Genomic DNA, 20,572 nt, shown 5'->3' with positions numbered 1-20,572 from the left:
GCATCCCACCACTCACACGTGGCGGTTGCGCCCGGCGAGTGCGCCCGCGACGACCTGCACGACGGAGACCCCGAGCACCATCAGCCACGGCACGGTCCACGCACCGGTGACGTCGTGCAGCAGGCCGAACAGGAACGGGCCGACCCCGGCGAACAGGTAGCCGAGCCCCTGCGCCATCCCGGACAGCCGCACGGTGTCGGCGGCGTCGCGGGCCCGCAGTGCGATCACCGCCAGCGCCAGCGAGAACACACTCATCCCCAGTCCGATCAGCACCGTCCACAGCAGCGGGGCGGCCGACGGCGCGACGATCAGGCCGATCAACCCGGCGATCCCGGGCACGGTGAAGCCCACCACCCAGCCGCTCTGCGCCCATTGCCGCGCGGCCAACGGCGTCACCAGCAGACTGATCGGCACCGCGATCAGCGACATCAACCCGACCAGCAGGCCGGCGTCACCCTTGCTGACCCCGCTGTCGATGAAGACCTCGGGCAGCCACCCCATCACCACGTAGGCCAGGAAGGACTGGCTGCCGAACAGCACGGTGACTGCCCACGCCAGCGGGCTGCGCAGTAGCGACCCGCCGCCATTCGTCGACGCGGCGGGCAGCGCCGCGCCTGCGACGTCACCGAGTCCGCCGCTGGCCAGCACCCACACCGCCAACGCCAGCACGGCGGCCGCCGCCCACCAGCCCAGGCCGGGGCGCCAGCCGCCGAACGCGTCGTCGAGGACCGGTGTCAGGGCGGCGCCCAGCGCACCGCCGCCCTGCAGCGATGCGGTGTAGATGCCGGTCATCAGCCCGATCCGGGCCGGGAACGACCATTTGACGACGACCGGGATCAGCACGTTGATCAGCGCGATCCCGGCCGTGGCGATCAGGGTTCCGCCGATCACGACCGCGGCACCGGCGAGCACCCGCACCACCAGCCCGGCGGCCAGCACTGCCAGCGCCGCGGCGATCGCCGCCCGCAGCCCGATCCGTCGTGCCAGCCACGGCGCGGTCATCCCGGCACCGGCGAAGCACAGACCGGGCAGGGTGGTCAGCACACCCGCCCAGGTGGCCGATGCGCCCAGCGACCCCCGGATCTCCGGCAGCAACGGACCCACACTGGTGATCGCCGGGCGCAGGTTGACCGCGGTCAGCACCACCGCCGCGGCCAGCAGGGCACCGCCGCCCCCGAAACCATGTTCGACGCCGCGGTGGGACGGACCCGTCACGCCGGGTCGGTGGCCGACAGGTGACGCTCCACCGACTCGACCTTCGTCGTCATCGCGTCGACGACCCCGGACCGCCAGTCCGCTTTGATCACCGTGCTCACCCGGGGGGCCCGGGCGGCCACCGCTTCCACCGCCCGCTGCACCACCGCCATCACCTCGGCCCAGTTGTCGCCCTCGATGACGGTGAACATCGCGTCGGTGCGATTCGGCAGGCCGGATTCGCGCACCACCCGCACCGCGTCGGCGACGATCTCACCGACGGCCTCCCCCACCCCCAGCGGCGTCACCGAGAACGCGACCAGCACCGACATTCCGACTCAACCCCTCCCACACGTTTCCCTGCCGAGCCTACCTAGCATCGACGCCATGCGGGTTCTGGTGCAGCGCGTCTCGTCGGCGCAGGTGCGGGTCGACGGGAAGGTGGTCGGCAGCATCGAACCCGCGGGTCAGGGCCTGCTGGCGCTGGTCGGGGTCACCCACGGTGACGAGCCTGTCACGGCACAGCGGCTCGCCGAAAAACTCTGGCAGTTAAGGATTCTCGACGAACAGCGGTCGGCCGCCGATGTCGGCGCCCCGATCCTGGTGGTCAGTCAGTTCACTCTCTACGCCGACACCGCCAAGGGCCGCCGGCCGTCGTGGAACGCCGCCGCCCCCGGTGCGGTCGCCGAACCACTGGTCGCCGCGTTCGCCGAGGCGCTGCGCAGTCTGGGTGCACACGTGGAGACCGGTGAGTTCGGCGCACACATGGCGGTGGAACTGGTCAACGACGGCCCGGTGACCGTGCTGCTGGAGTTGTAGCGGCGAAACGGGGGGTCCGCGAGGCCGCCGCCCGTTATCGTTGATCGGTGAGCGAAATCACTGATGCGCCACCACTACCGGCGTCCCGCAAAGTGCTGTGCGGGGTCTACGGCACGATCGCCACCATCGCATTCCTCGCCACCTGGCGGCAGAATCTGGCCTACCAGAACAGTTCGCTGGATTTCTTCAGCAGTTTCTGGCGCGAGACGCGGGCGACCCCGGCTGCCCGGTCGGTCACGATCGACATCCTGATGTTCGCGTTCGCCGCGGCGATCCTGATGGTGATCGAAGCCCGCAAGCACGGGGTGCGCTACGTGTGGGCCTACATCGTCGGCGGGCTGTTCATCGGGGTCAGTGTGACGTTCCCACTGTTCCTGATCGCCCGACAGCTGCGACTGGACCCCACCGCGACGCTGAGGCTGCCCGGCAAGGACACCATACTGCTGACGGTGCTCGGGGTGCTGGTGCTGGTCGCCGTGGTCTGGGCCGGCGCAGCGTAGGGGGCCGCGCGCCCGACGTGCGAGACTCTGCGGATGGCGCATGAGATCACCCGCCCCAAGCTCGAGGGCAACATCGCCGTCGGTGAGAACCGCCGGTTGGGATTCGCCGAGTTCGGCGCACCACAGGGCCGGCCGATGTTCTGGCTGCACGGCACCCCCGGGGCGCGGCGGCAGATCCCACTGGAGGCCCGGGTGTTCGCCGAGCGGGAGAACATCCGGCTGATCGGGGTCGACCGGCCCGGGATCGGCTCGTCCACCCCGCATGACTACGGCTGCATCCTGGATTTCGCCGACGATGTCCGCACGATCGCCGACACCCTCGGCGTCGACGACATGGCGGTGATCGGGTTGTCCGGCGGCGGTCCGTACGCCCTGGCCTGCGCCGCGGGAATGCCGGATCGGGTGGTGTCGGTCGGGGTGCTCGGCGGTGTCGCGCCGACCAGTGGCCCCGACGGCACCGGCGGCGGGCTGATGGCCCTCGGCTCGCGGGTCGCCCCGCTGCTGGGGATCGCCGGCTCGCAGATCAGCGGCCTTGCCACCGCGCTGATCTGGTTCGCCCGCCCGGTCGCCTCGACGGCACTTGACCTGTACGCCAGCGTGTCCCCGGAGGGCGACCGGCACCTGCTGGGGCGCCCGGAGTTCAAGGCGATGTTCCTCGATGACCTGCTCAACGGCAGCCGCAAGCAACTGGCGGCGCCGTTCGCCGACATCGTGCTGTTCGCCCGGGACTGGGGATTCCGGCTCGCCGACGTGACCGCCCCGGTGCACTGGTGGCACGGCGACCATGACCACATCGTGCCGTTCGCCCACGGCGAGCACGTGGTCTCCCGACTGCCCGACGCGAAGCTGTACCCGCTGCACGGCGAGAGCCACCTGGCCGGGCTGGGGCGCGGCGAGCAGATCCTGCGGATGATGCTGCAGGCCTGGGACGCCCGCGACACCGCCGACTGACGTCGGCTCAGTCGAATCGCCGGTCGAGGCTCATCGGGGCCACGGACACCCCGATCAGCGTGCGATGCCACCACGCCCGATCCCGCCGCAACTCCGCCCAGGTTGTGAACCGATAGCTGTAGAGCAAGACGCGCACATAGCGAGGTGGCTTGTCGGGGAACGGATTTCGCCGCAGCAACCGCAGGGTGTCGGAGTCGTTGCGCAGCAGCCGCGTCAGCAGCGCGTCGCGCCACTGCTGGGCGTACAGCGGTGAGATGGCGGCGAACCACATCAGCCAGTCCAGCCGCAGATGGTAGGGGGCCCACTGCGTCGGCAGCCGATTCACCGCACCGGGTTTGCCTTTGAACTCGTACTCGCGCCACACCGTCTGCCCGGTGAGATCGGCCTCGTCGGTGCCCTCGATCACCACTTCGCGGCGGCGCCGGCCGACCGTGCCGAAGGCGCCGTAGCTGTTGACCAGATGAAACGGGTTGAACGACACGTTCATTCGCTGCCGCGGTGATGCCAGGTTGCGGATCGGGAAATAGCTGAGCAGCAACACGGCCGCGGCGAACGCCAGCACCAGCGTGGTGAACCACACCGGCGGCCCCGCCAGCGCCGGCGGGGACGGGATCCCGAACACCCCGCCCAGCCGCGGAAAGTCCAGTGCGCTCGCAGCCAGGACGATCGTGAGCCAGTTCAGCCAGGCGAAGTTCCCGGAGGCCACCAGCCAGAGTTGGGTGACGACGATGATCGCGGCGGCCACCCCGGCGACCGGCTGCGGGGCGAACAGCCCGAACGGCACCACCAGTTGCGCAACGTGGTTGCCGGCCGCCTCGACCCGGTGCAGCGGTTTGGGCAGGTGGTGGAAGAACCAGCTCAGCGGTCCCGGCATCGGCTGGGTCTCGTGGTGGTAGTACAGGCAGGTCAGGTCGCGCCAGCAGGAGTCGCCGCGCAGTTTGATGAGCCCGGCCCCGAATTCGATCCGGAACACCAGCCACCGGGCCAGCCACAGCACCAGCACCGGTGGCGCGACCGTGTCGTTGCCGAGGAACACCGCGAGGAAGCCGCTCTCCAGCAGGATCGACTCCCAGCCGAATCCGTACCAGACCTGTCCGACGTTGACGATCGACAGATACAGCACCCACAGCAGCAGCCAGGCCGCCATGACCGCCCACAGCGGTACCAGTTCACCGGCGCCGGCGGTGATCGCACCGGCCACCGCCGCACCCAGCCAGCAGACCCCGGCGAAGAACCGGTCGGAGTAGTGCAGGTGAAAGATGCTGGGGGAAGCCTTGAACGGCCGCCGGGCCAGGAACCGCGGGATCGGCAGCATCCCGTGCGCCCCGAGCAGGGGACGGAACTGCCGGGCGGCGGCGACGAACGCGATCAGGTAGATCGCCGCGATGCCGTGCTCCAGCACCAGGCGGCCCATCCAGTACTCGGATCCGGTGAACCACCCCATGTCCGCTGTCCGCCTCAGTCGGTCGACAGCGCCCGGCGCAGCAGGTGCATGGCCACCGTCGTCGACCGCTCCCGGACGTCGGTCCGATCGCCCGGCAATCGGGTTGTCCGGGTGAGTTTCTCGCCACTGCTCAGTCGTACGCAGAAGCAGACGGTGCCGACCGGCTTCTCCGGGCTGCCACCGCCCGGGCCGGCGATTCCGGTGATCGCCACCGCGGTGTCGGCCGAGAACCGTTGCAGCGCACCGGCTGCCATCGCCTCTGCGACCGGCTCCGAGACCGCACCGTGCTCGGCGATCAGCCCGGCGTCGACGCCGAGCAACTCCGTCTTCGCCTCGTTGGCGTACGAAACCACGCCGCCGACAAGGTATTCCGATGCCCCTGCGACATCGGCCAGGCGCGCCGCCAGCAGCCCCGCGGTGCACGATTCCGCGGTGGCGATCCGTCGGCCCGCCAGCGCCCGGGCGATCAGCTCGTCGATGGTCGAGCCGTCGTCGGAGAAGATCTCCCGGGCATGCTGTTCGTGCAGCAGTGCGAGCAGGCGGGTGTACGCCGGTTCGGCGTCGGGTTCGTAGCGGGTGACGATCTCCACCTCGCCGCGGCGCAGGCAGGTGGTGATCTCGAGCCGCTCGAAACCGTCCACCTGCGGCTCGGCCCGGCGCAGCGTGTCGGCCAGCGCCGACTCCGGCAGCCCGAACATCCGGACGTACCGCTGCCGGTAGCTGGTGCGCCCGGCGATCGCCGCCCGGACCGCGTCGGTCTCGACGGCCTTGTGCCACATGGGTTGCAGCTCGCGCGGCGGACCCGGCAGCACCACGACCGTCGGCGTGCCGGCGACCACCACCCCGGGTGCGGTGCCCACCGGGTCGAGCACCGTCGCACCGGCGGGTATCAGCGCCTGCTTGCGGTTGGCCGCGAGCACCGTGTCGAAGTCGACCGCCCCGACGGGTGCCTCGCCGGACCGCAACCGCGCCATCAGCCGGTTGAGGATCTCCGCGATCCGGGCCTCCAGCGCGGTGTCCAGCACCAGCTCCCGTTCGCAGAAGTGCGCGACGGTCGCCACGGTCAGGTCGTCGGCCGTCGGCCCCAGGCCGCCGCTGGTGATGATCAGATCGACGCCCTCACCGGCCAGGAACCGCAGCGCCGCCTCGATGTCGTCGGGGCGGTCGCCGCAGATACTGATGTGCGCCAACTCGATCCCGAGTTCGAGGAGCCGATCGGCGAGCCAGGGGCCGTTGCGGTCGGCGACGCGCCCGGTGAGTACCTCGGTACCGGTGACCACGATTCCTGCGCGTGTGCTCACCGGTCCGAGATTACGCACTCAGCGTCACGGCAGACCGGGAATCGCCACCATGGACACCGGGTCCATCGCGACGGGCGACATCGCAACCGGTGCCAGCAGCGAGCCGGGCAGGGCCGCGACCGGCGACACCATCGTCGGCGCCGCCGCCGGGGCCGCGCCACCGAAGTTCGGCAGCGGGAACGGCAGCATCGAGCCCAGGCTGCCGGGCAAGCCGGACAGGCCGCTGGCCGGGGTGCCGGAGCCGAGCGCGCTCGTCGTCTGGGGCGTGTTCAGGGTGACGGTGGCCAGCGGTCCCTGGGTGGCCGGCGCGGCCGGGTTCAGCGCGGAACCGGTCAGGGCCGAGCTGGTGGACTGCAGCAGCTGCTGCGGGATCGTGGCCGAGGAAGCGACCACCTGCTCGAACACCCCGGGCAGCCCCGGCGCGATCGGCGCCGTGTCGGCGTGCGCGGCCGCGGACGCGCCGAGCGCGCCCAGGAACAGGCCCGCGGCGACACCGGCGGTGGCGGTCAGAAAACTCTTGATGCGTGACATTGCTTCTCCCCAATTCCTATGACTAGAAGGTCGGGAATGAAGCTAACGATGTGACAGATGTTGCGCGTGTGACACGTGGGGCGGTATGCGGAACCGTTGCGAACCAGAGTCGCCACGGTTACCGCCGCGGCCGGGCCTACTTGGCCAGCCAGCCCCGGATCTTGTCGTACTCCCTGGTGAAGGTGAGCAGGATGGTGTCCTCGTAGTGCGACCCGCCGTTGACGGTGTCGTCGTCGCGCCAGATCGCCTGAACCTGATAGACGCCCCGGTTGTAGACGTCGACCCGCTCGCGCTGCGTGCGCTGCCAGCCGAACTGCGCCGCCTGCTCGGCCAGCGCTTGCCGTTTCACGGCGGTGTCGGTGCTCATCGGGCCGGTCTCCTATCCACCGGTACCTGCACTGCGGTCATCCGGTCGCGTCGTCCCGACACGCTATCAGCTGCGACGTCACCGGCATTTCCCGAGCGCAGCGGCCCCTCCCGCGTCGCGCACGTAGCATCGACGGCGATGATCGCGACAGCATCGCCGTGCGATCGGCTCGCCGAGGTGGCCAGCACCGGCCGCGACAGCCGCATCGGGGCGTTCTTCGACCTCGACGGCACGCTGGTCGCCGGGTTCACCGCGACCGCCCACGCCGGTGACCGGATCCGCCGCCGGCAGGCCCGGCGCGGCGAGGTGCTCGGCGTCGCCGAGGCGGCCGTGCGCTACCGACTCGGCCGGATGCAGTTCGAGCGGCTGCTGGTGCGGGCGGCGGGCTACCTGCGCGGCGAGTCGATCGACGAACTCAACGACGTGGGCGAGCGACTGTTCGACCAGCACATCACCGAGCGGGTGTACCCGCACATGCGCGAGATCGTCCGGGCCCACCAAGAGCGCGGCCACACCGTGGTGCTCAGCTCGTCGGCGCTGACCATCCACGCCGAGCCGGTCGCCCGGCACCTGGGCATCCCGCAGGTGGTGTGCAACCGCTTCGAACTCGACGAGGCGGGCGTGCTCACCGGCGACATCGTCAAACCGGTGGTGTGGGGCGCACAGAAGGCGGCCGCCGTGCAGGATCTCTGCGCCACCCGCGGGATCGACCTGGAGCGCAGCTTCTTCTACGCCGACGGGGACGAGGACGCGGCGCTGATGTCGCTGGTCGGCCGGCCGCGCCCGGTCAATCCCCGCCCCCGGCTGGCGGCACTGGCCGCCCGGCACGGCTGGCCGGTGCTGCAGGTGAGCGATCCGGCCCGCGGAACCCGCCGGTCGCTGCGTCAGACCGCCGGCTTCGGGGTCGCACTGCTGCGGGCCATCAGCACCCACTGATGACGCGCGTCACAGCATCTGGTACTAACCTAGAACAGGTTTCAATTCGTCTTCAACCCTAAAAGGAGCAGGTCATGCACACCGCAATCTGCGACGAGCTCGGTATCGAGTTTCCGATCTTCGCATTCACCCACTGCCGTGACGTGGTCGTCGCAGTCAGCAAGGCCGGCGGTTTCGGGGTGCTCGGCGCGGTGGGCTTCACCCCCGAGCAGCTGGAGATCGAACTGAACTGGATCGACGAGAACATCGGCGACCACCCGTACGGCGTCGACATCGTGATCCCGAACAAATACGAGGGCCAGAACTCCGGCCAGTCCGCCGAAGAGCTGGCCGAGAGCCTCAAGAAACTGGTCCCGCAGCAGCACCTGGACTTCGCCCGCAAGATCCTCGCCGACCACGGGGTACCGGTCGAGGACAGCGCCAAGGACAGCCTGCAGCTGATCGGCTGGACCGAGGCGACCGCCACGCCGCAGGTGGAGGTGGCGCTGCGGCACCCGAAGATGAAGCTGATCGCCAACGCGCTGGGCACCCCGCCGGCCGACATGATCAAACACATCCACTCCAAGGGGGTGAAGGTCGCCGCGCTGTGCGGTTCGCCGTCGCAGGCGATCAAGCACGCCGAGGCCGACGTCGACATCATCATCGCCCAGGGCGGTGAGGGCGGCGGCCACTGCGGCGAGATCGCCTCGATCGTGCTGTGGCCGCAGGCGGTCAAGGCCGTCGCGCCGCGCCCGGTGCTGGCCGCCGGCGGGATCGGCAGCGGCGAGCAGATCGCTGCGGCGCTGGCGCTGGGCTGCCAGGGTGCTTGGACCGGCTCGCAGTGGCTGATGGTCGAGGAGGCCAACAACACCCCCAAGCAGCAGGAGGCCTACATCAAGGCATCCAGCCGCGACACCGTGCGCAGCCGGTCGTTCACCGGCAAGCCGTGCCGGATGCTGCGCAACGACTGGACCGACGCCTGGGCCGCCGAGGGCAACCCGGAGCCGCTGGGGATGCCGCTGCAGTACATGGTGTCGGGGATGGCGGTGAAGGCCACCCACCGCTACCCCAACGAGACCGTCGACGTGGCGTTCAACCCGGTCGGGCAGGTCGTCGGACAGTTCACCAAGGTGGAGAAGACCGCGGCGGTGATCGAGCGCTGGGTGCAGGAGTACCTGGCCGCGACCGGCCGCCTCGAAGAGGCCAACGCCGCCGCATCGGTCTGATCCGTCAGTGTCGCCCGTCCGGAACCGACAGGAACGGGCGCACCGCCAGCAGGTAGCAGCCGAACACTGCGGGTGCCGCGGCCAGCGGCAGCCACGGCACCCGTAGCGGCACGCCGGTCGCCACCAGACCGACGACACCGAAACCCAGTGCGGCGATGACGGTCGGGGCGGTCACGACGGCGCCGTGGCGCAGCAGCAGGTACGCCACCGCCGCCAGTCCCGCCACCGCCGCCGACACCGCCGGCGGGTCGGCCAGGGCGAGGGTTATCGCCGTCAGCAGCACGGCGAGCGTCGCCAGCGACCGCAGCCGCCAGCCGGCCAGCACCGCACCGGCGGCCAGCAGCGCGCTGAGCGCCGCCGGCCCCGACGCCCCGCCGGACGCCGCGGCGACCATCGCCAGCCCGCAGCCGGCGGAGAGCACCTGCGGTTTCACCGGATGGCCGATCGCGGCCGGCGCCGGTCGGTGACCAGGCGCATCGACTGCTCCAGCGGGTGTTCGACGGGCCACGCCGCGACGTCGACGCCGAGCGTCGCCATGTCCCGGTACAGGGCGCTGCGCTGCAACGCCCACATCCGCGCCACCAGCGGGTCGAGGTCGCCTTCGAACGGCGAGTCCGGCAGCACGTCGACTACCAGCACCACGTGCCCGCGGTTACGCAGGTCGGTCAGGGCCAGGCCGAACTCGGTGTCGATCAGCGTGGAGAACGCGATGACCAGCGCGCCCGCCGGCACCGCCGGGCGCGGCGCGAGCGTGCCCGCCGTGGCCTCGAAGCGGTCCCCGGCCGCCAGCACGGTGTCCAGGATCCGGTAGAACTGCCGCTGCCCGATGTCGGCGCCGAGCCAGCGGGGCCGGGTGCCACCGAGCGTGACGATGCCGGCGCGATCGCCGTTGCGCAACGCCGTCTGCACCACCTGCGCCGCGCCGTACACGGCGCGGTCGGCTGCCACCGTGGCCGGCCCGCGGGCCTGCGGGTAGGCATCGATCAGCACCACCACGTCGGCGGCCCGGTCGGTCAGCCGCTGGGTGACGTGCAGGACGCCGCGACGCGCACTGACCGGCCAGTTCACCGCGCGCAGCGGATCACCGGGCACGTAGGCGCGGATGTCGGCGTACTCCACTCCCCTGCCGGTGTGCCGGGTCAGGTGGGTGCCGACCCGGTCCAGCAGCTCGCTGCGCGGTACCGGGGTGGATTGCGTTGGCGCCAGCGGGAATACGACGATCTCCGCGACGTCGGCGGTGGCGGTGCCGGACAGCAGCCCGCCGCGTGCGGCGAGGCCGACGGTGGCCCGGACCGGATACCGGCCCCAGCGTTCTGAAGTGGCGGTGACCGTGCGCTCACCGGGTTCCCCGCTGACCGCCAGTTGCATCGGCGGGTCCGCCGACAGGTGCAGGGCCACCGGCGAATCGGCGTCGGAGATGGCCGCGCTGCAGGTCAGTCGCACCGACTCCGATTCGAAACAGCGCTGCGAGGCCGGCCATCCGCGCAGCCGCAGCGTCGGCGCCGGTGACTGCCACCCGATCGAGCAGAGCACACCGAGCAGCGGCGCCGCGAACACGATCAACTGCCAGCGCGACCCGATCACCGCCACCGCCAGGGCCGCGGCCGCCCCGGCGGCGGCGGCCCGGGTCAGCGCCGAAGTGCGCCAACGTATTTCGACGACGGTGTCGGAGCCGTCCGCATCGGCGGTCATGCCGGCGCCGGCGTCCCCGGTCCGGTTCTGGGCACCGGTAACCGCCGCAGCAGTTCGTCGACCACGTCGGAGCCCTGGATGCGCCGCACCCACATCTCCGGTCGCAGCGTGATCCGATGTGCGATAGCCGATGTGGCCAGCGCTTTGACGTCCTCGGGTATCACGTAGTCCCGCCCGAGCAGCAGCGCCCGCGCCCGGCCCAGTTGGATCAGATCCAGTTCGGAGCGCGGGCTGGCACCGACCGCGACCTGCGGGTGATGCCGGGTCGCCGCGGCCAGCGACACCACGTAGCGCAGCACGTCGTCGTGCACACTGACCTGCTCCACCGACTCCCGCATCGCCACCAGTTCATCGACGCTCACCACCCGGTGCACGACCGGTTGCGCTGAGCCGCGGTCGAGCCTGCGGCGCAGCATCGCGGCCTCACCGCGCTCCGACAGGTAGCCCACCTGAAGCCGCACCGCGAACCGGTCCAGCTGCGCCTCCGGCAACGGGTAGGTGCCCTCGTACTCGATCGGATTGTCGGTGGCCAGCACGATGAACGGCGACGGCAGCAGGTGCGTCTGCCCGTCGATGCTCACCTGCCCTTCGGCCATCGCCTCCAGCAGGGCCGCCTGCGTTTTCGGCGGTGTCCGGTTGATCTCGTCGGCCAGCAGCAGATTGGTGAAGATCGGGCCGCGGCGGAACTCGAACCGCCCGGACTGCATGTCGTAGATGGTCGCGCCGAGCAGGTCGGCGGGGAGCAGGTCCGGGGTGAACTGCACCCGGGTGAAGTCCAATCCCAGTGCGGCGGCGAAGGATCGGGCGATCAGGGTCTTACCCAGGCCCGGCAGGTCTTCGATCAGCACATGGCCGCCGGCCAGGATGGTGGTCAGGATCAGCGTCAGCACATCCCGTTTGCCCACCACCACGCGTTCGATCTCGTCGAGGATCGCCGTGCAGTGCACGCCGGTGGCGGCCGCCGAATCGGCCGTCCCGGTGCTCACTGCTGCTCCATCCGGTGCAGGATCTCCGTCAGCACACCCCGGCCGGGCCCGGGCTCATCACCGCCGGAGTCCGCGACATTGCCGGCATCGACCCACGGCCACAGCGTGTCGCCCATCAGCATCCGCCCGGTGGCCTCGTACGCTGCCGGATTCTTCACCCGGCGCTGACCGGTGGCCGCCTCGAACCGACCGGCCAGCACCGGCCGCCAGTGTCGGTCCCAGTCGGTTCGCGTCGACTCGGCACGACGGACCTTGGCTTCGGTGCTGGATATCCAGCGCCGCAACAGATCCCCGGCGTCGTCGGGAAGCTCGTCGGCCGGCGGTGTCGGGTCGCGGGCCGCCAGCATCCGCAGCAGGCCGAGCAGCAGCAGTGCGGTCACGCCACCGGCGACCCACGGAACGAACCGGTGCGGGTACAGCGTCAGCACCAGCGCCTCCATCCCCAGCAGCAGCAGGATGCCCTCGACCGTCAGCGTTCTCATGCTGTAGCCGTGAGTTCGTCGAGCACCAGGCGCAGGATGCGGACCGCCTCCGCGCGCTGCGCCTCGGTCATCAGGTGCGGGCTGAACCGGGCCTCGGTGAACAGTCGCACCAGCCGGGCGGCGTTCTCCGCCGGGAGCGCATGGTGGTCGACGGCCCGGGTCAGCACTTCGGTGGGCGTGTCGAATTCCCGGGGCGCCACGTCGGGGTCGTGGCCGAGTTGGCGTTCCATCACCGCGTAGCAGGCGATGATCGCTTCGCGCGGTTCACGATTCGGGTCGATGATCTCCGCCAGTCCGAGTTCGGCTGCGCGGGCCAGGCTTTCGCCGGGCCGCACGCCGGCGACCGGGTCATCGGCGGCGACGACACCCGGCGGTTGCGGGCGTCCGGTGCGGGCGGTGGCCACCCCCGCGATGATCAGCGCGAGCAGGGCGAGACCACCGGTCACCAGGTAACCGAGCACGGCGTCGTCGTGCTGCGGCCCCGATTGGCGGTGGTCGCCGGTAGTGGGCGGCGCGTTCGCACCCGGCGGGACCACTTGCGGGCCGCCGGTGGGTCCCGGCGCCGGCAGTGGCACCCGATGCTGCGCCGCAACGTGCATCGACACCCAGAGCGTCAGTGCCAGCCACCCCGTCACGACCACCGCTCCGATCAGCAGCACCCGCCATCTCGGCCGGCCGGTGCGGGCGCCGCCGCCCGCGGCGAGAGCACTGAAACTCCCGGCAGTTGTGCGGGGATCGCGTGCCCGGTTGATGATCGCGACGGTGAGGATCACCAGGCAGATCGCCAGCAGTGCGGCGGGGAGGAACACCGTCATCGGGCCCTGCGGTTCCGACCGCGGCGGGCGCGGATGCGCGGCGGGCAGATAGCCGCGGAGCGCCACACCGGCCAGCAGCAGCAGTGCGATCAGCGCGATCGCCCGCCGGGTCGGATTGTCCGTCGTGTCGTCTGTCGCTTGGTCTACACCGGTCATCGGCACACCGCTCGACTGGGTTGCTGCCGCCGTTGCGGCACTCCCCATAGTGGCACGTCACGACCGCGGGCGGCCGGAATCCGGCGAGCGCCGGTCCGGCCGCCCGGGGCGGCTCAGGGTCGGTCAGCCCTTTTTCTCGTCGTGCCCGCCGAACTGCTTGCGCATCGCCGACAGCGCCTTGTTGGCGAAGTCGTCGAGATCGCGTGAGGCGAACCGCGATTGCAGGGCGGTTGTCAGCACCGGCGCCGGCACTCCCTCGTCGATCGCGGCGATCGACGTCCACCGCCCCTCGCCGGAATCGGAGACCCGGCCGGCGAACTCGGCGAGATCCGGCGACTTGTGCAGGGCGAGTGCGGTCAGGTCCAGCAACCAGGAGCCGATCACACTGCCGCGTCGCCACACCTCGGCGACGTCGGCGATGTCGAGGTCGTACTGGTAGAACTCCGGGTAGGTCAGTGGTGCGGTCTCGGCGTCACCGGTCTGGTCCTGCTTGCCGATGTTGGCGTGCCGCAGGATGTTCAGGCCCTCGGCGAGCGAGGCCATCATCCCGTACTCGATCCCGTTGTGCACCATCTTGACGAAGTGCCCGGCCCCGGACGGCCCGCAGTGCAGATAGCCCTGCTCGGGCTGCGCGACGGCGCCGTCGCGCCCCTCGGTCCGCGGCGCGCTGTCCACCCCCGGCGCGATGGTGGCGAAGATCGGCTCGGCGTGCGCGAAGGCAGCGTCGTCGCCGCCGATCATCAGGCAGTAGCCGCGCTCCCTGCCCCACACCCCGCCGCTGGTGCCGCAGTCCAGCAGGTGGATTCCCTTCTCGGCCAGCAGCTTCGCGTGTGCGATGTCGTCGCGGTAGTAGGAGTTGCCGCCGTCGATCACGATGTCCCCTTTGGACAGCGTCGCGGCCAGTTCCTCGATGACACCGGTGGTGATCTTGCCGGCCGGCACCATCACCCACACCACTCGCGGCCCGGCCAGCTTCTCGGCCATCTCCGCCAGCGAGGACACCCCGGTGGTGTTCGCCTCACCGGCCATCGCCGTGACGGCGTCGGGGCTGTGGTCGTACACCACGCATTCGTGCCCGTCGTTGGTCAGCCGCCGAACGAGGTTGGCGCCCATCCGGCCCAGGCCGATCATCCCCAGTTGCATATCCACTCCTTCATCGTCGATTACTCATGCCCGGTCCGGCAGCCACGGCTGCTGCCAACTCCGCCGGCCGCGCACCAACTCTTCCACGGCCGCCGGTCCCCACGATCCGGGTTCGTACGGGTGCACCTCGCCCGGGGTGTCCAGCAGCGGTTGGACGATCCGCCACGTCTCCTCGATGGCGTCCTCCCGGGCGAACAACTGGCGGTCACCGATCAGCCCGGCGTGCAGCAGGTTCTCGTAGGGCAGCACCGGCTCCCCCAGATCCTGCGCGAACGAGGAGTCCAGATGGACGTTCTGCCAGGAGTCGCCGCCCTGCGCCACCAGTTGCAGCCGCATCCCCGGATCGGGGTCGATGCGCAGCACGATCTGGTTGCGGTCGGCGTGTTCCCGCTGCGGCATGAACCCCAGCGCCGGAACGCGGTGGGTGAACAGTCGGACCTCGGTCACCCGCTCGGGCAGCGCCTTGCCGGCGCGCAGGAAGATCGGCACCCCGGCCCAGCGCCAGTTCTCGATCTCCATCCGCATCGCGACGAACGTCTCGGTCTGCGAACCGGCGGCGACCCCGGCGACGTCGGCGTATCCCCGGTACTGGCCGCGCACGTAGTGCTTCGGATCCAGGGCGGACATCGCCCGGAACACCTCGGCCTTCTTGTCGTTGAGGTCGTCGGCGCCGGGGCCGACCGGCGGTTCCATCGCGACCAGCGCCAGCACCTGCAGCAGGTGGTTCTGCACCACGTCGCGCAGGGCTCCCACCGCGTCGTAGAACTTCCCGCGGTCCTCGACCCCGAAGTTCTCGGCCATCGTGATGTGGATTTCGGCGATGCTGCGCCGATCCCACAGTTCGGCCAGCGTCGTGTTCGCGAACCGCAGATACTCCAGTTCCAGCACGGGCTGCTTGCCCAGGAAGTGATCGACCCGCAGGATCTGGTCCTCGTCGAGTACCGCCCGCAGTCGGCCGTTGAGTTCGCGGGCCGAGGCGAGGTCGTAGCCGAACGGCTTCTCGATGGCCACCCGGGACCGGGTCAGCAGACCCGCCTGACCCAGGTTCTCCACGATGGGCGCGAACAGCGACGGGGGCATCTCCAGGTAGAACAGGGTGGAACGGTCGGTGCCGATCTGCTCGGCGAGTGCCCGGTACAGCGCCGCGTCGGTGACGTCGCCGTGCAGGTAGGACAGCCGGCCGGCGAGGCGGTCGAACACCGCCGCGTCGATCTGCTCGTGTTCGCCGATCGCGTCGCGGGCCCGCTCGATCAGCGCCTCGACGGTGATGTCGTCGCTGGCCACCCCCAGGATCGGGCAGTTCAGCAGAGCGCGGCGTTCCAGGCGGTACAGCGCCCGGAACGTCATCTTGCGGGCCAGATCCCCGGTGATGCCGAAGATCACCAATTGATCCGCGGTACGGCCATCGCCGTCGGTCAAATGCGCACCTCCCCAGATACATTCAGGGCCGGCTCGCCCCTTGGGGCGGTCACGCTACACCCTGAAACTGGCGCTCGGAGTCGACAAACACCGGCGCCACCGGCCCTGACCACTCAACCGGCCAGATCGCGGCAAGGCCCGACTTCACAGCAAATCCTACGGTGCCGCCACGATGCGGTGCGGTCGATTCGCCGGAGCGGGATTCCACCGGCGCAACCACCCGGGGCTAACCGGAACGGTGTCAACCACGTTGCGACACACGACCGTCGACCGCGACCTGCGCACGCTGTGCCGCGCCGGTGTCCGTCGCCGGTGCGCGCAGCGGATTCGGGCCGCCGGACGGGCCGTGCGGATACACAGCGGTATGCCAGTGACGGGTCGTAGCGTCGGCGCGAAAGTTCAGGGCCAAACCTCAGGGGGCGCGGATGGCGACTGACGATCAATCACGTGACGACGACACGGGTGCGGGTTCGCCACTGGCATCGCTGCTCGGACACGGCGAACGGCTGCGGGTGCTCGATCACCACATCGACGTCGACACCTGGGCGGGCGGCATACCGCAGACCAGGGCGCGCGTGCCGGACGTGCGGATCGGCCGACGCTGGTACAGCACGCTGTGGCTGATCCCGATCGGCCTGGTCACGGTGGTGTTCGCGGTAGCGCTGGCCCAGCAGTTGCGGCAGTACGACTGGATGAAGACGTTCATCGACACCTATCCGGGCACCTCGGCAAGCTACGCACCGGCCGTCACCTCGGGATTTCCGGCCTGGCTGCGCTGGCAGCACCTGTTCAACATCGTGTTCATGATGTTCTTGATGCGGGCCGGGATTCAGATCCTGTCCGATCATCCGCGGCTGTACCTGAATTCCGGCTGCCAGCCCGGAACCGCGTGGTTGCGGATGCGCGACCCGATCCCGGCCGACCGACTCGACCAGTCCGATGCCGCGCGGGTGTGGACGGCCAAGGACGACTCGGTGGCCCTGCCGAAGTGGTTCGGGATTCCCGGCTTTCGGCATTCGATCGGGCTGGCCCGGTGGTGGCATTTCAGTTTCGACCTGCTGTGGCTGGTCAACGGACTGGTCTTCTATGTGCTGCTGTTCGCGTCCGGGCAGTGGCGCCGCCTGGTGCCGCAGTCCTGGGACGTGTTCCCGAACGCGCTGTCCACCGCCGTCCAGTACGCGTCACTGGACTTCGGGGCCAACGAGGGTTTCACCAACTACAACGGCATGCAGATCATCTGCTACTTCGCCACGGTGTTCGTGTTCGCACCGCTGGCGTTCATCACCGGACTGCTGCAGGCGCCGGCGATCGCGGCCCGGTTCGGCTTCGGCGCCGGGGTCTTCAACCGGCAGGTCGCCCGCACCGTCCACTTCACCGTGCTGCTGTGGATGGTGTTCTTCATCGCCGTGCACACCACGATGGTGTTCATCACCGGCTTCGTCGGGAACCTGAACCACATCGTGCTCGGGACCAACACCCACTCCTACTGGGCGCTGGCGGTGTACGCCGCGGTGATGGCGGTCATCGGCGTGCTGTGGCTGATCGCGTCGCCGCTGACGATCCGCTACCCGCGGGTGGTGCAGATCGTCGGCCGGTGGACGGTCGGCTGGATCAAGTGGTTCATGGAATGGGCGCAGCCCAAGGCCACCTACTCCGAGGACGACATCTCACCGTACTTCTGGCCGAACGGGCGGGTTCCGACGTCGGAGCGCTACGAACAGTTGCGGGCCGGCGGCTGGGCGGACTGGTCGCTGCGCATCCAAGGTCTGGTGGAGAATCCGATCACCTTGTCCTACAAGGACATCCTGGCAATGCCGAAACACGATCAGATCACCCAGCACTACTGCATCCAAGGTTGGTCGGGGGTGGCCAAGTGGGGTGGCGTTCGAATGTCGGACATCCTCGATCTGGTCCGACCGCTGCCGTCGGCGCGCTGGGTGGTGTTCTACTCGATGGCCGACGCCGGGGCCGACCCCGAGGAGGGCCGGTACTACGACTGCCATCCGATCGCGCACATGAACGCGCCGACGTGTCTGCTGGCCTACGAGATGAACGACGAACCGCTGAACGTGACCCACGGTGCGCCGCTGCGGTTGCGCAACGAACGCGAGATCGGCTTCAAACAGGTCAAGTGGATCGAGGGGATCGAGTTCGTGGAGAGCTTCGAGCACCTCGGACTCGGGTACGGCGGAGCCCACGAGGACTACGAGTTCTTCGGCTACCGGATGCCGATCTGACCGTTCCGGTCGGCGCTCAGCCGACCTGGGCGATCCCCGGCGGGAAGTACGATCCGATGCCGCCGGTGTAGATGCCGGGCTGCCAGCCCCGCGCCCCCAGGCACAGCAGCGGCAGGCCGTCGTTCGACTGCGCCGACGACTGCGGTCCCGGGCACGGCGAACCGATATCCTGCACCCCGTACAGCGGGTAGGAGATCTGCCAGAACCCGGTGTCCTTCGGCGGCCACTGGTTGGCGATGAAGTGGCAGGCCAGCGCCTGACCGTTCGGGCCGTGGCCGTAGATGAAGCGCTCCCAGCTGTAGCAGGCGTCGCCCTGCCGCTGACCTTCCGCCATCCCCGGCACGTCGCCCGGATACGCCCCGGCCGCCGGTGCCACGACGACGGCGGCACCCATGGCGCCGGCAGCGAACGCGGTGGCCACTAGTTCACGAATCATTCTTCGCCCTCGGGTCCTCTCGGTCCGGACCGCGAGACCGGCCCCGGGTCGAAGCCTAACCGGTGCGCTCGCGCGGTCGGCTTGAATCCGGCGAAAGCCGTGCGGTCCGGGCCGCTAGAGTCGCGCTGGTGGCAGAGCCCAACTGGAACTTCGATACCTCCGACGGCGACCTGCTGCTCGGCACCGGCGTCGCCGGCCGGGCCGCCCGGATGGGCCACCGGCTGACGATCGCCCTGACCTCCTGGCAGGCGACGGTGTCCTGGGCGGACGGCCGGCCGGCCGCGGTGCGGCTCAGCGCCGACGTGGACTCGTTCACGGTGCTGCGCGGTGAGGGCGGATTGACGCCGCTGTCCGGGCCGGAGAAGGCGTTGATCCGGGTGAACGCGCTGAACTGCCTGGCCGGATCCCGTCATCCGCGGATCGAGTTCACGTGCGACACAGTCGAATCCGTCGACGAAGCCGGGGACCATCACCGATTGAGCGGCATCCTGGATCTGCACGGCCGCACCCACCCGCAGACGGTCGACGTGCGGGTGCAGGATCTCGGCGACGCCTGGCGGGTGCGCTGCGACGCCGTGGTGCGGCACTCCGATCACGCCGTCAAGCCCTACTCGATGCTGATGGGGTCGATGTGGGTCGCCGACGAGGTGACGGTGTCGCTGTGCGTCGACCGCCCGAAGGAACCTGCCCCGCGGTAACCGCGCGGCTGCCCGCTCAGTGCCCGGGCAGCCGCGGAACGTGCTGCTTGACCCGATCCAGCAACGAGGGCTTGCCGCCCGGTGGCGGCCCGATGACCGGCTGCGGGTTCTGGACGGGGGGCTCCCACAGCGTCCCGGCCTCCGTCGGCGAGTCGGGCAGGTCGGCGGCGGGCGCTGCCTCAACCGGCGGCGGCGCCTCCGCTGGCGGTGGCGCGTCGGCCGGCGGCGGCGGCGCGTCGGCCGGCGGCGGGGCCTTCACCGGCGCCGGCGCGGCGGGCGAAGCCATCCGCACCACCGACACATGCGCGGGTTGCGGTTCGACCTTCGTGGGTCCGAGCTGCATGCTCAGGGCCGCCGACAGCGACACCACGAACGTCGCTGCGCCACCGGTCAGCATCATCAGCGCACCCGCATAGGACAGCGACATCGACGACGCCGGGGAAGCGTCGAGCGGCGGCGGCGCACCCCACGGCACACCGAACGACGCCGCGTGCGGGGCCAGCGCCAGCGCCGCGCCCCGGGCCAGCGCCGACTGCGCCCCGGCCTGCACGAAAACCGGTATCGAGAACTGGCTCTCCAGTCGCCGGCCGAGCTTGTCCAGGCCGCGCCGATCCGAACCGGCCAGCACCAGCACCTCCGGGCGCGGGCCGCCCCGCCCCAGCAGGCCGGCCAGCCAGCTCGACACGTCGCCGAGCCCGCCGATCGCCGCCTCGGCGATCGTCACCTCATTGTCCGAGCCGAACACCACCAGCGTCGCCGACGCCGATTCGAGGACGCAGACCGCGGCGCCCGTCGCCCCGGCGACCGGGTCGACGGTCTCCGCCAGCGATTCGACCGCCTGGCTGAACCGCACCGGCGCCACATTCTCGACAGCGCCGTCGGCCAGCGACTCCAGCAGCAGTGCCGCCGCGGCCGCCGCGCCACTGCTCCAGGTGACGCCGATTCCGTGCAACCGCTCCCCGCGCGCCGCGAGCATCATCTGCACCCGTGCGACCACGCCGATCGCCGCGGTCGTCACCGCGGAGACACTGAGCGCATCCGACGCGCCACCGCTACCCGATACGGCGAACTCGTCGCCGGACACCGCGGCATCGGCCCGCCCGTCGACCAGGGCCCAGCCGATCGTCGTCGATGTCAACGACAGCCCCAGCACCGTATCCAAGATCGCGTTCCCCAATCATCCTGACCTGCGATTCTTCCGCTTCACGCCGTCGTCGCCACCACATCATCGGGGCGGTAGCGGGAACCGGAGCGGACCGG

22 protein-coding genes are annotated in these 20,572 nt (G+C 70.3%); 7 read left to right on the top strand and 15 right to left on the bottom strand.

Going from position 1 to position 20,572, the window contains the following annotated elements:
• Positions 1-12: 12 nt before the first annotated feature.
• Both KIH27_RS04030 and KIH27_RS04025 read right to left on the bottom strand, forming a co-directional pair.
• On the bottom strand, positions 13-1,215 hold the full coding sequence (locus tag KIH27_RS04030) for an MFS transporter (RefSeq protein ID WP_214091630.1): 1,203 nt from the start codon (positions 1,213-1,215) through the stop codon (positions 13-15).
• Positions 1,212-1,526 (bottom strand): MTH1187 family thiamine-binding protein, encoded by a 315-nt coding sequence (locus tag KIH27_RS04025; RefSeq protein ID WP_214091629.1) that lies wholly within the window; start codon positions 1,524-1,526, stop codon positions 1,212-1,214. Before KIH27_RS04025 ends, KIH27_RS04030 begins: the two co-directional genes overlap by 4 nt.
• Before the next feature lie 55 nt (positions 1,527-1,581).
• Between KIH27_RS04025 and dtd the strand changes: the two genes are divergently transcribed.
• The 3 genes from dtd to KIH27_RS04010 are packed head-to-tail and all read left to right on the top strand — an operon-like array spanning position 1,582 to position 3,464.
• Positions 1,582-2,013 (top strand): D-aminoacyl-tRNA deacylase, encoded by a 432-nt coding sequence (gene dtd / locus KIH27_RS04020; protein ID WP_214091628.1) that lies wholly within the window; start codon positions 1,582-1,584, stop codon positions 2,011-2,013.
• Positions 2,014-2,060: 47 nt separating this feature from the next.
• Positions 2,061-2,513 (top strand): DUF2834 domain-containing protein, encoded by a 453-nt coding sequence (locus KIH27_RS04015; RefSeq protein WP_214091627.1) that lies wholly within the window; start codon positions 2,061-2,063, stop codon positions 2,511-2,513.
• 33 nt (positions 2,514-2,546) lie between these two features.
• Complete coding sequence (locus KIH27_RS04010) at positions 2,547-3,464, top strand: alpha/beta fold hydrolase (protein ID WP_214091626.1); 918 nt, start codon at positions 2,547-2,549, stop codon at positions 3,462-3,464.
• 7 nt (positions 3,465-3,471) lie between these two features.
• On the opposite strand, the gene KIH27_RS04005 is transcribed toward KIH27_RS04010, so the two are convergent.
• The 4 genes from KIH27_RS04005 to KIH27_RS03990 form a co-directional block, all read right to left on the bottom strand.
• Positions 3,472-4,908, bottom strand: a complete 1,437-nt coding sequence (locus KIH27_RS04005) for a lipase maturation factor family protein (RefSeq protein ID WP_214091625.1) — start codon at positions 4,906-4,908, stop codon at positions 3,472-3,474.
• A gap of 14 nt (positions 4,909-4,922) precedes the next feature.
• Positions 4,923-6,209 (bottom strand): competence/damage-inducible protein A, encoded by a 1,287-nt coding sequence (locus tag KIH27_RS04000; protein WP_214091624.1) that lies wholly within the window; start codon positions 6,207-6,209, stop codon positions 4,923-4,925.
• Positions 6,210-6,233: 24 nt separating this feature from the next.
• On the bottom strand, positions 6,234-6,740 hold the full coding sequence (locus KIH27_RS03995) for a hypothetical protein (RefSeq protein WP_214091623.1): 507 nt from the start codon (positions 6,738-6,740) through the stop codon (positions 6,234-6,236).
• 136 nt (positions 6,741-6,876) lie between these two features.
• On the bottom strand, positions 6,877-7,107 hold the full coding sequence (locus KIH27_RS03990; protein WP_214091622.1) for a hypothetical protein: 231 nt from the start codon (positions 7,105-7,107) through the stop codon (positions 6,877-6,879).
• A 138-nt stretch (positions 7,108-7,245) separates the two neighbouring features.
• Here KIH27_RS03990 and KIH27_RS03985 point away from each other — a divergent pair, with 138 nt between their 5' ends.
• Positions 7,246-8,043 (top strand): HAD family hydrolase, encoded by a 798-nt coding sequence (locus KIH27_RS03985; protein ID WP_214091621.1) that lies wholly within the window; start codon positions 7,246-7,248, stop codon positions 8,041-8,043.
• Positions 8,044-8,117: 74 nt separating this feature from the next.
• Positions 8,118-9,248, top strand: coding sequence for a nitronate monooxygenase (locus KIH27_RS03980; RefSeq protein WP_214091620.1), 1,131 nt, complete (start codon positions 8,118-8,120; stop codon positions 9,246-9,248).
• Positions 9,249-9,252: 4 nt separating this feature from the next.
• Here KIH27_RS03980 and KIH27_RS03975 read toward each other — a convergent pair whose 3' ends face one another.
• The 7 genes from KIH27_RS03975 to KIH27_RS03945 form a co-directional block, all read right to left on the bottom strand.
• The gene (locus KIH27_RS03975; RefSeq protein ID WP_307856776.1) at positions 9,253-9,681 is read right to left on the bottom strand and encodes a hypothetical protein; all 429 of its coding nucleotides are present in this window, start codon (positions 9,679-9,681) and stop codon (positions 9,253-9,255) included.
• Positions 9,678-10,940 (bottom strand): DUF58 domain-containing protein, encoded by a 1,263-nt coding sequence (locus KIH27_RS03970; RefSeq protein ID WP_214091619.1) that lies wholly within the window; start codon positions 10,938-10,940, stop codon positions 9,678-9,680. Before KIH27_RS03970 ends, KIH27_RS03975 begins: the two co-directional genes overlap by 4 nt.
• Positions 10,937-11,926, bottom strand: a complete 990-nt coding sequence (locus KIH27_RS03965; RefSeq protein WP_372451294.1) for an AAA family ATPase — start codon at positions 11,924-11,926, stop codon at positions 10,937-10,939. Before KIH27_RS03965 ends, KIH27_RS03970 begins: the two co-directional genes overlap by 4 nt.
• Positions 11,923-12,408: a hypothetical protein gene (locus KIH27_RS03960; protein WP_214091618.1), complete on the bottom strand. Its 486-nt coding sequence runs from the start codon at positions 12,406-12,408 to the stop codon at positions 11,923-11,925. Before KIH27_RS03960 ends, KIH27_RS03965 begins: the two co-directional genes overlap by 4 nt.
• Positions 12,405-13,379 (bottom strand): DUF4129 domain-containing protein, encoded by a 975-nt coding sequence (locus KIH27_RS03955; protein WP_214091617.1) that lies wholly within the window; start codon positions 13,377-13,379, stop codon positions 12,405-12,407. Before KIH27_RS03955 ends, KIH27_RS03960 begins: the two co-directional genes overlap by 4 nt.
• Positions 13,380-13,502: 123 nt before the next feature.
• Positions 13,503-14,522, bottom strand: coding sequence for a phosphogluconate dehydrogenase (NAD(+)-dependent, decarboxylating) (gnd, locus tag KIH27_RS03950; RefSeq protein WP_214091616.1), 1,020 nt, complete (start codon positions 14,520-14,522; stop codon positions 13,503-13,505).
• Between the two features lie 24 nt (positions 14,523-14,546).
• Positions 14,547-15,941, bottom strand: coding sequence for a glucose-6-phosphate dehydrogenase (locus tag KIH27_RS03945; protein WP_214091615.1), 1,395 nt, complete (start codon positions 15,939-15,941; stop codon positions 14,547-14,549).
• 425 nt (positions 15,942-16,366) lie between these two features.
• On the opposite strand from KIH27_RS03945, the gene KIH27_RS03940 reads away from it, so the two are divergent.
• A complete protein-coding gene (locus tag KIH27_RS03940; RefSeq protein WP_214091614.1) occupies positions 16,367-18,178 on the top strand; it encodes a molybdopterin-dependent oxidoreductase in 1,812 nt (603 codons plus the stop codon).
• A 16-nt stretch (positions 18,179-18,194) separates the two neighbouring features.
• Here the strand turns inward: KIH27_RS03940 and KIH27_RS03935 are convergent, their stop codons facing one another.
• Positions 18,195-18,614: a hypothetical protein gene (locus tag KIH27_RS03935; RefSeq protein ID WP_214091613.1), complete on the bottom strand. Its 420-nt coding sequence runs from the start codon at positions 18,612-18,614 to the stop codon at positions 18,195-18,197.
• Between the two features lie 128 nt (positions 18,615-18,742).
• Here KIH27_RS03935 and KIH27_RS03930 point away from each other — a divergent pair, with 128 nt between their 5' ends.
• The gene (locus KIH27_RS03930) at positions 18,743-19,312 is read left to right on the top strand and encodes a YceI family protein (RefSeq protein ID WP_214091612.1); all 570 of its coding nucleotides are present in this window, start codon (positions 18,743-18,745) and stop codon (positions 19,310-19,312) included.
• Positions 19,313-19,328: 16 nt separating this feature from the next.
• On the opposite strand, the gene KIH27_RS03925 is transcribed toward KIH27_RS03930, so the two are convergent.
• Complete coding sequence (locus tag KIH27_RS03925; RefSeq protein WP_443677223.1) at positions 19,329-20,465, bottom strand: DUF7159 family protein; 1,137 nt, start codon at positions 20,463-20,465, stop codon at positions 19,329-19,331.
• Between the last annotated feature and the right edge of the window lie 107 nt (positions 20,466-20,572).

Source organism: Mycolicibacter acidiphilus, assembly GCF_018455725.1.
Classification (GTDB): domain Bacteria; phylum Actinomycetota; class Actinomycetes; order Mycobacteriales; family Mycobacteriaceae; genus Mycobacterium; species Mycobacterium acidiphilum.
Note: the sequence above shows the minus strand (reverse complement) of the source record. Positions and strands in the feature narration are given on the sequence as shown.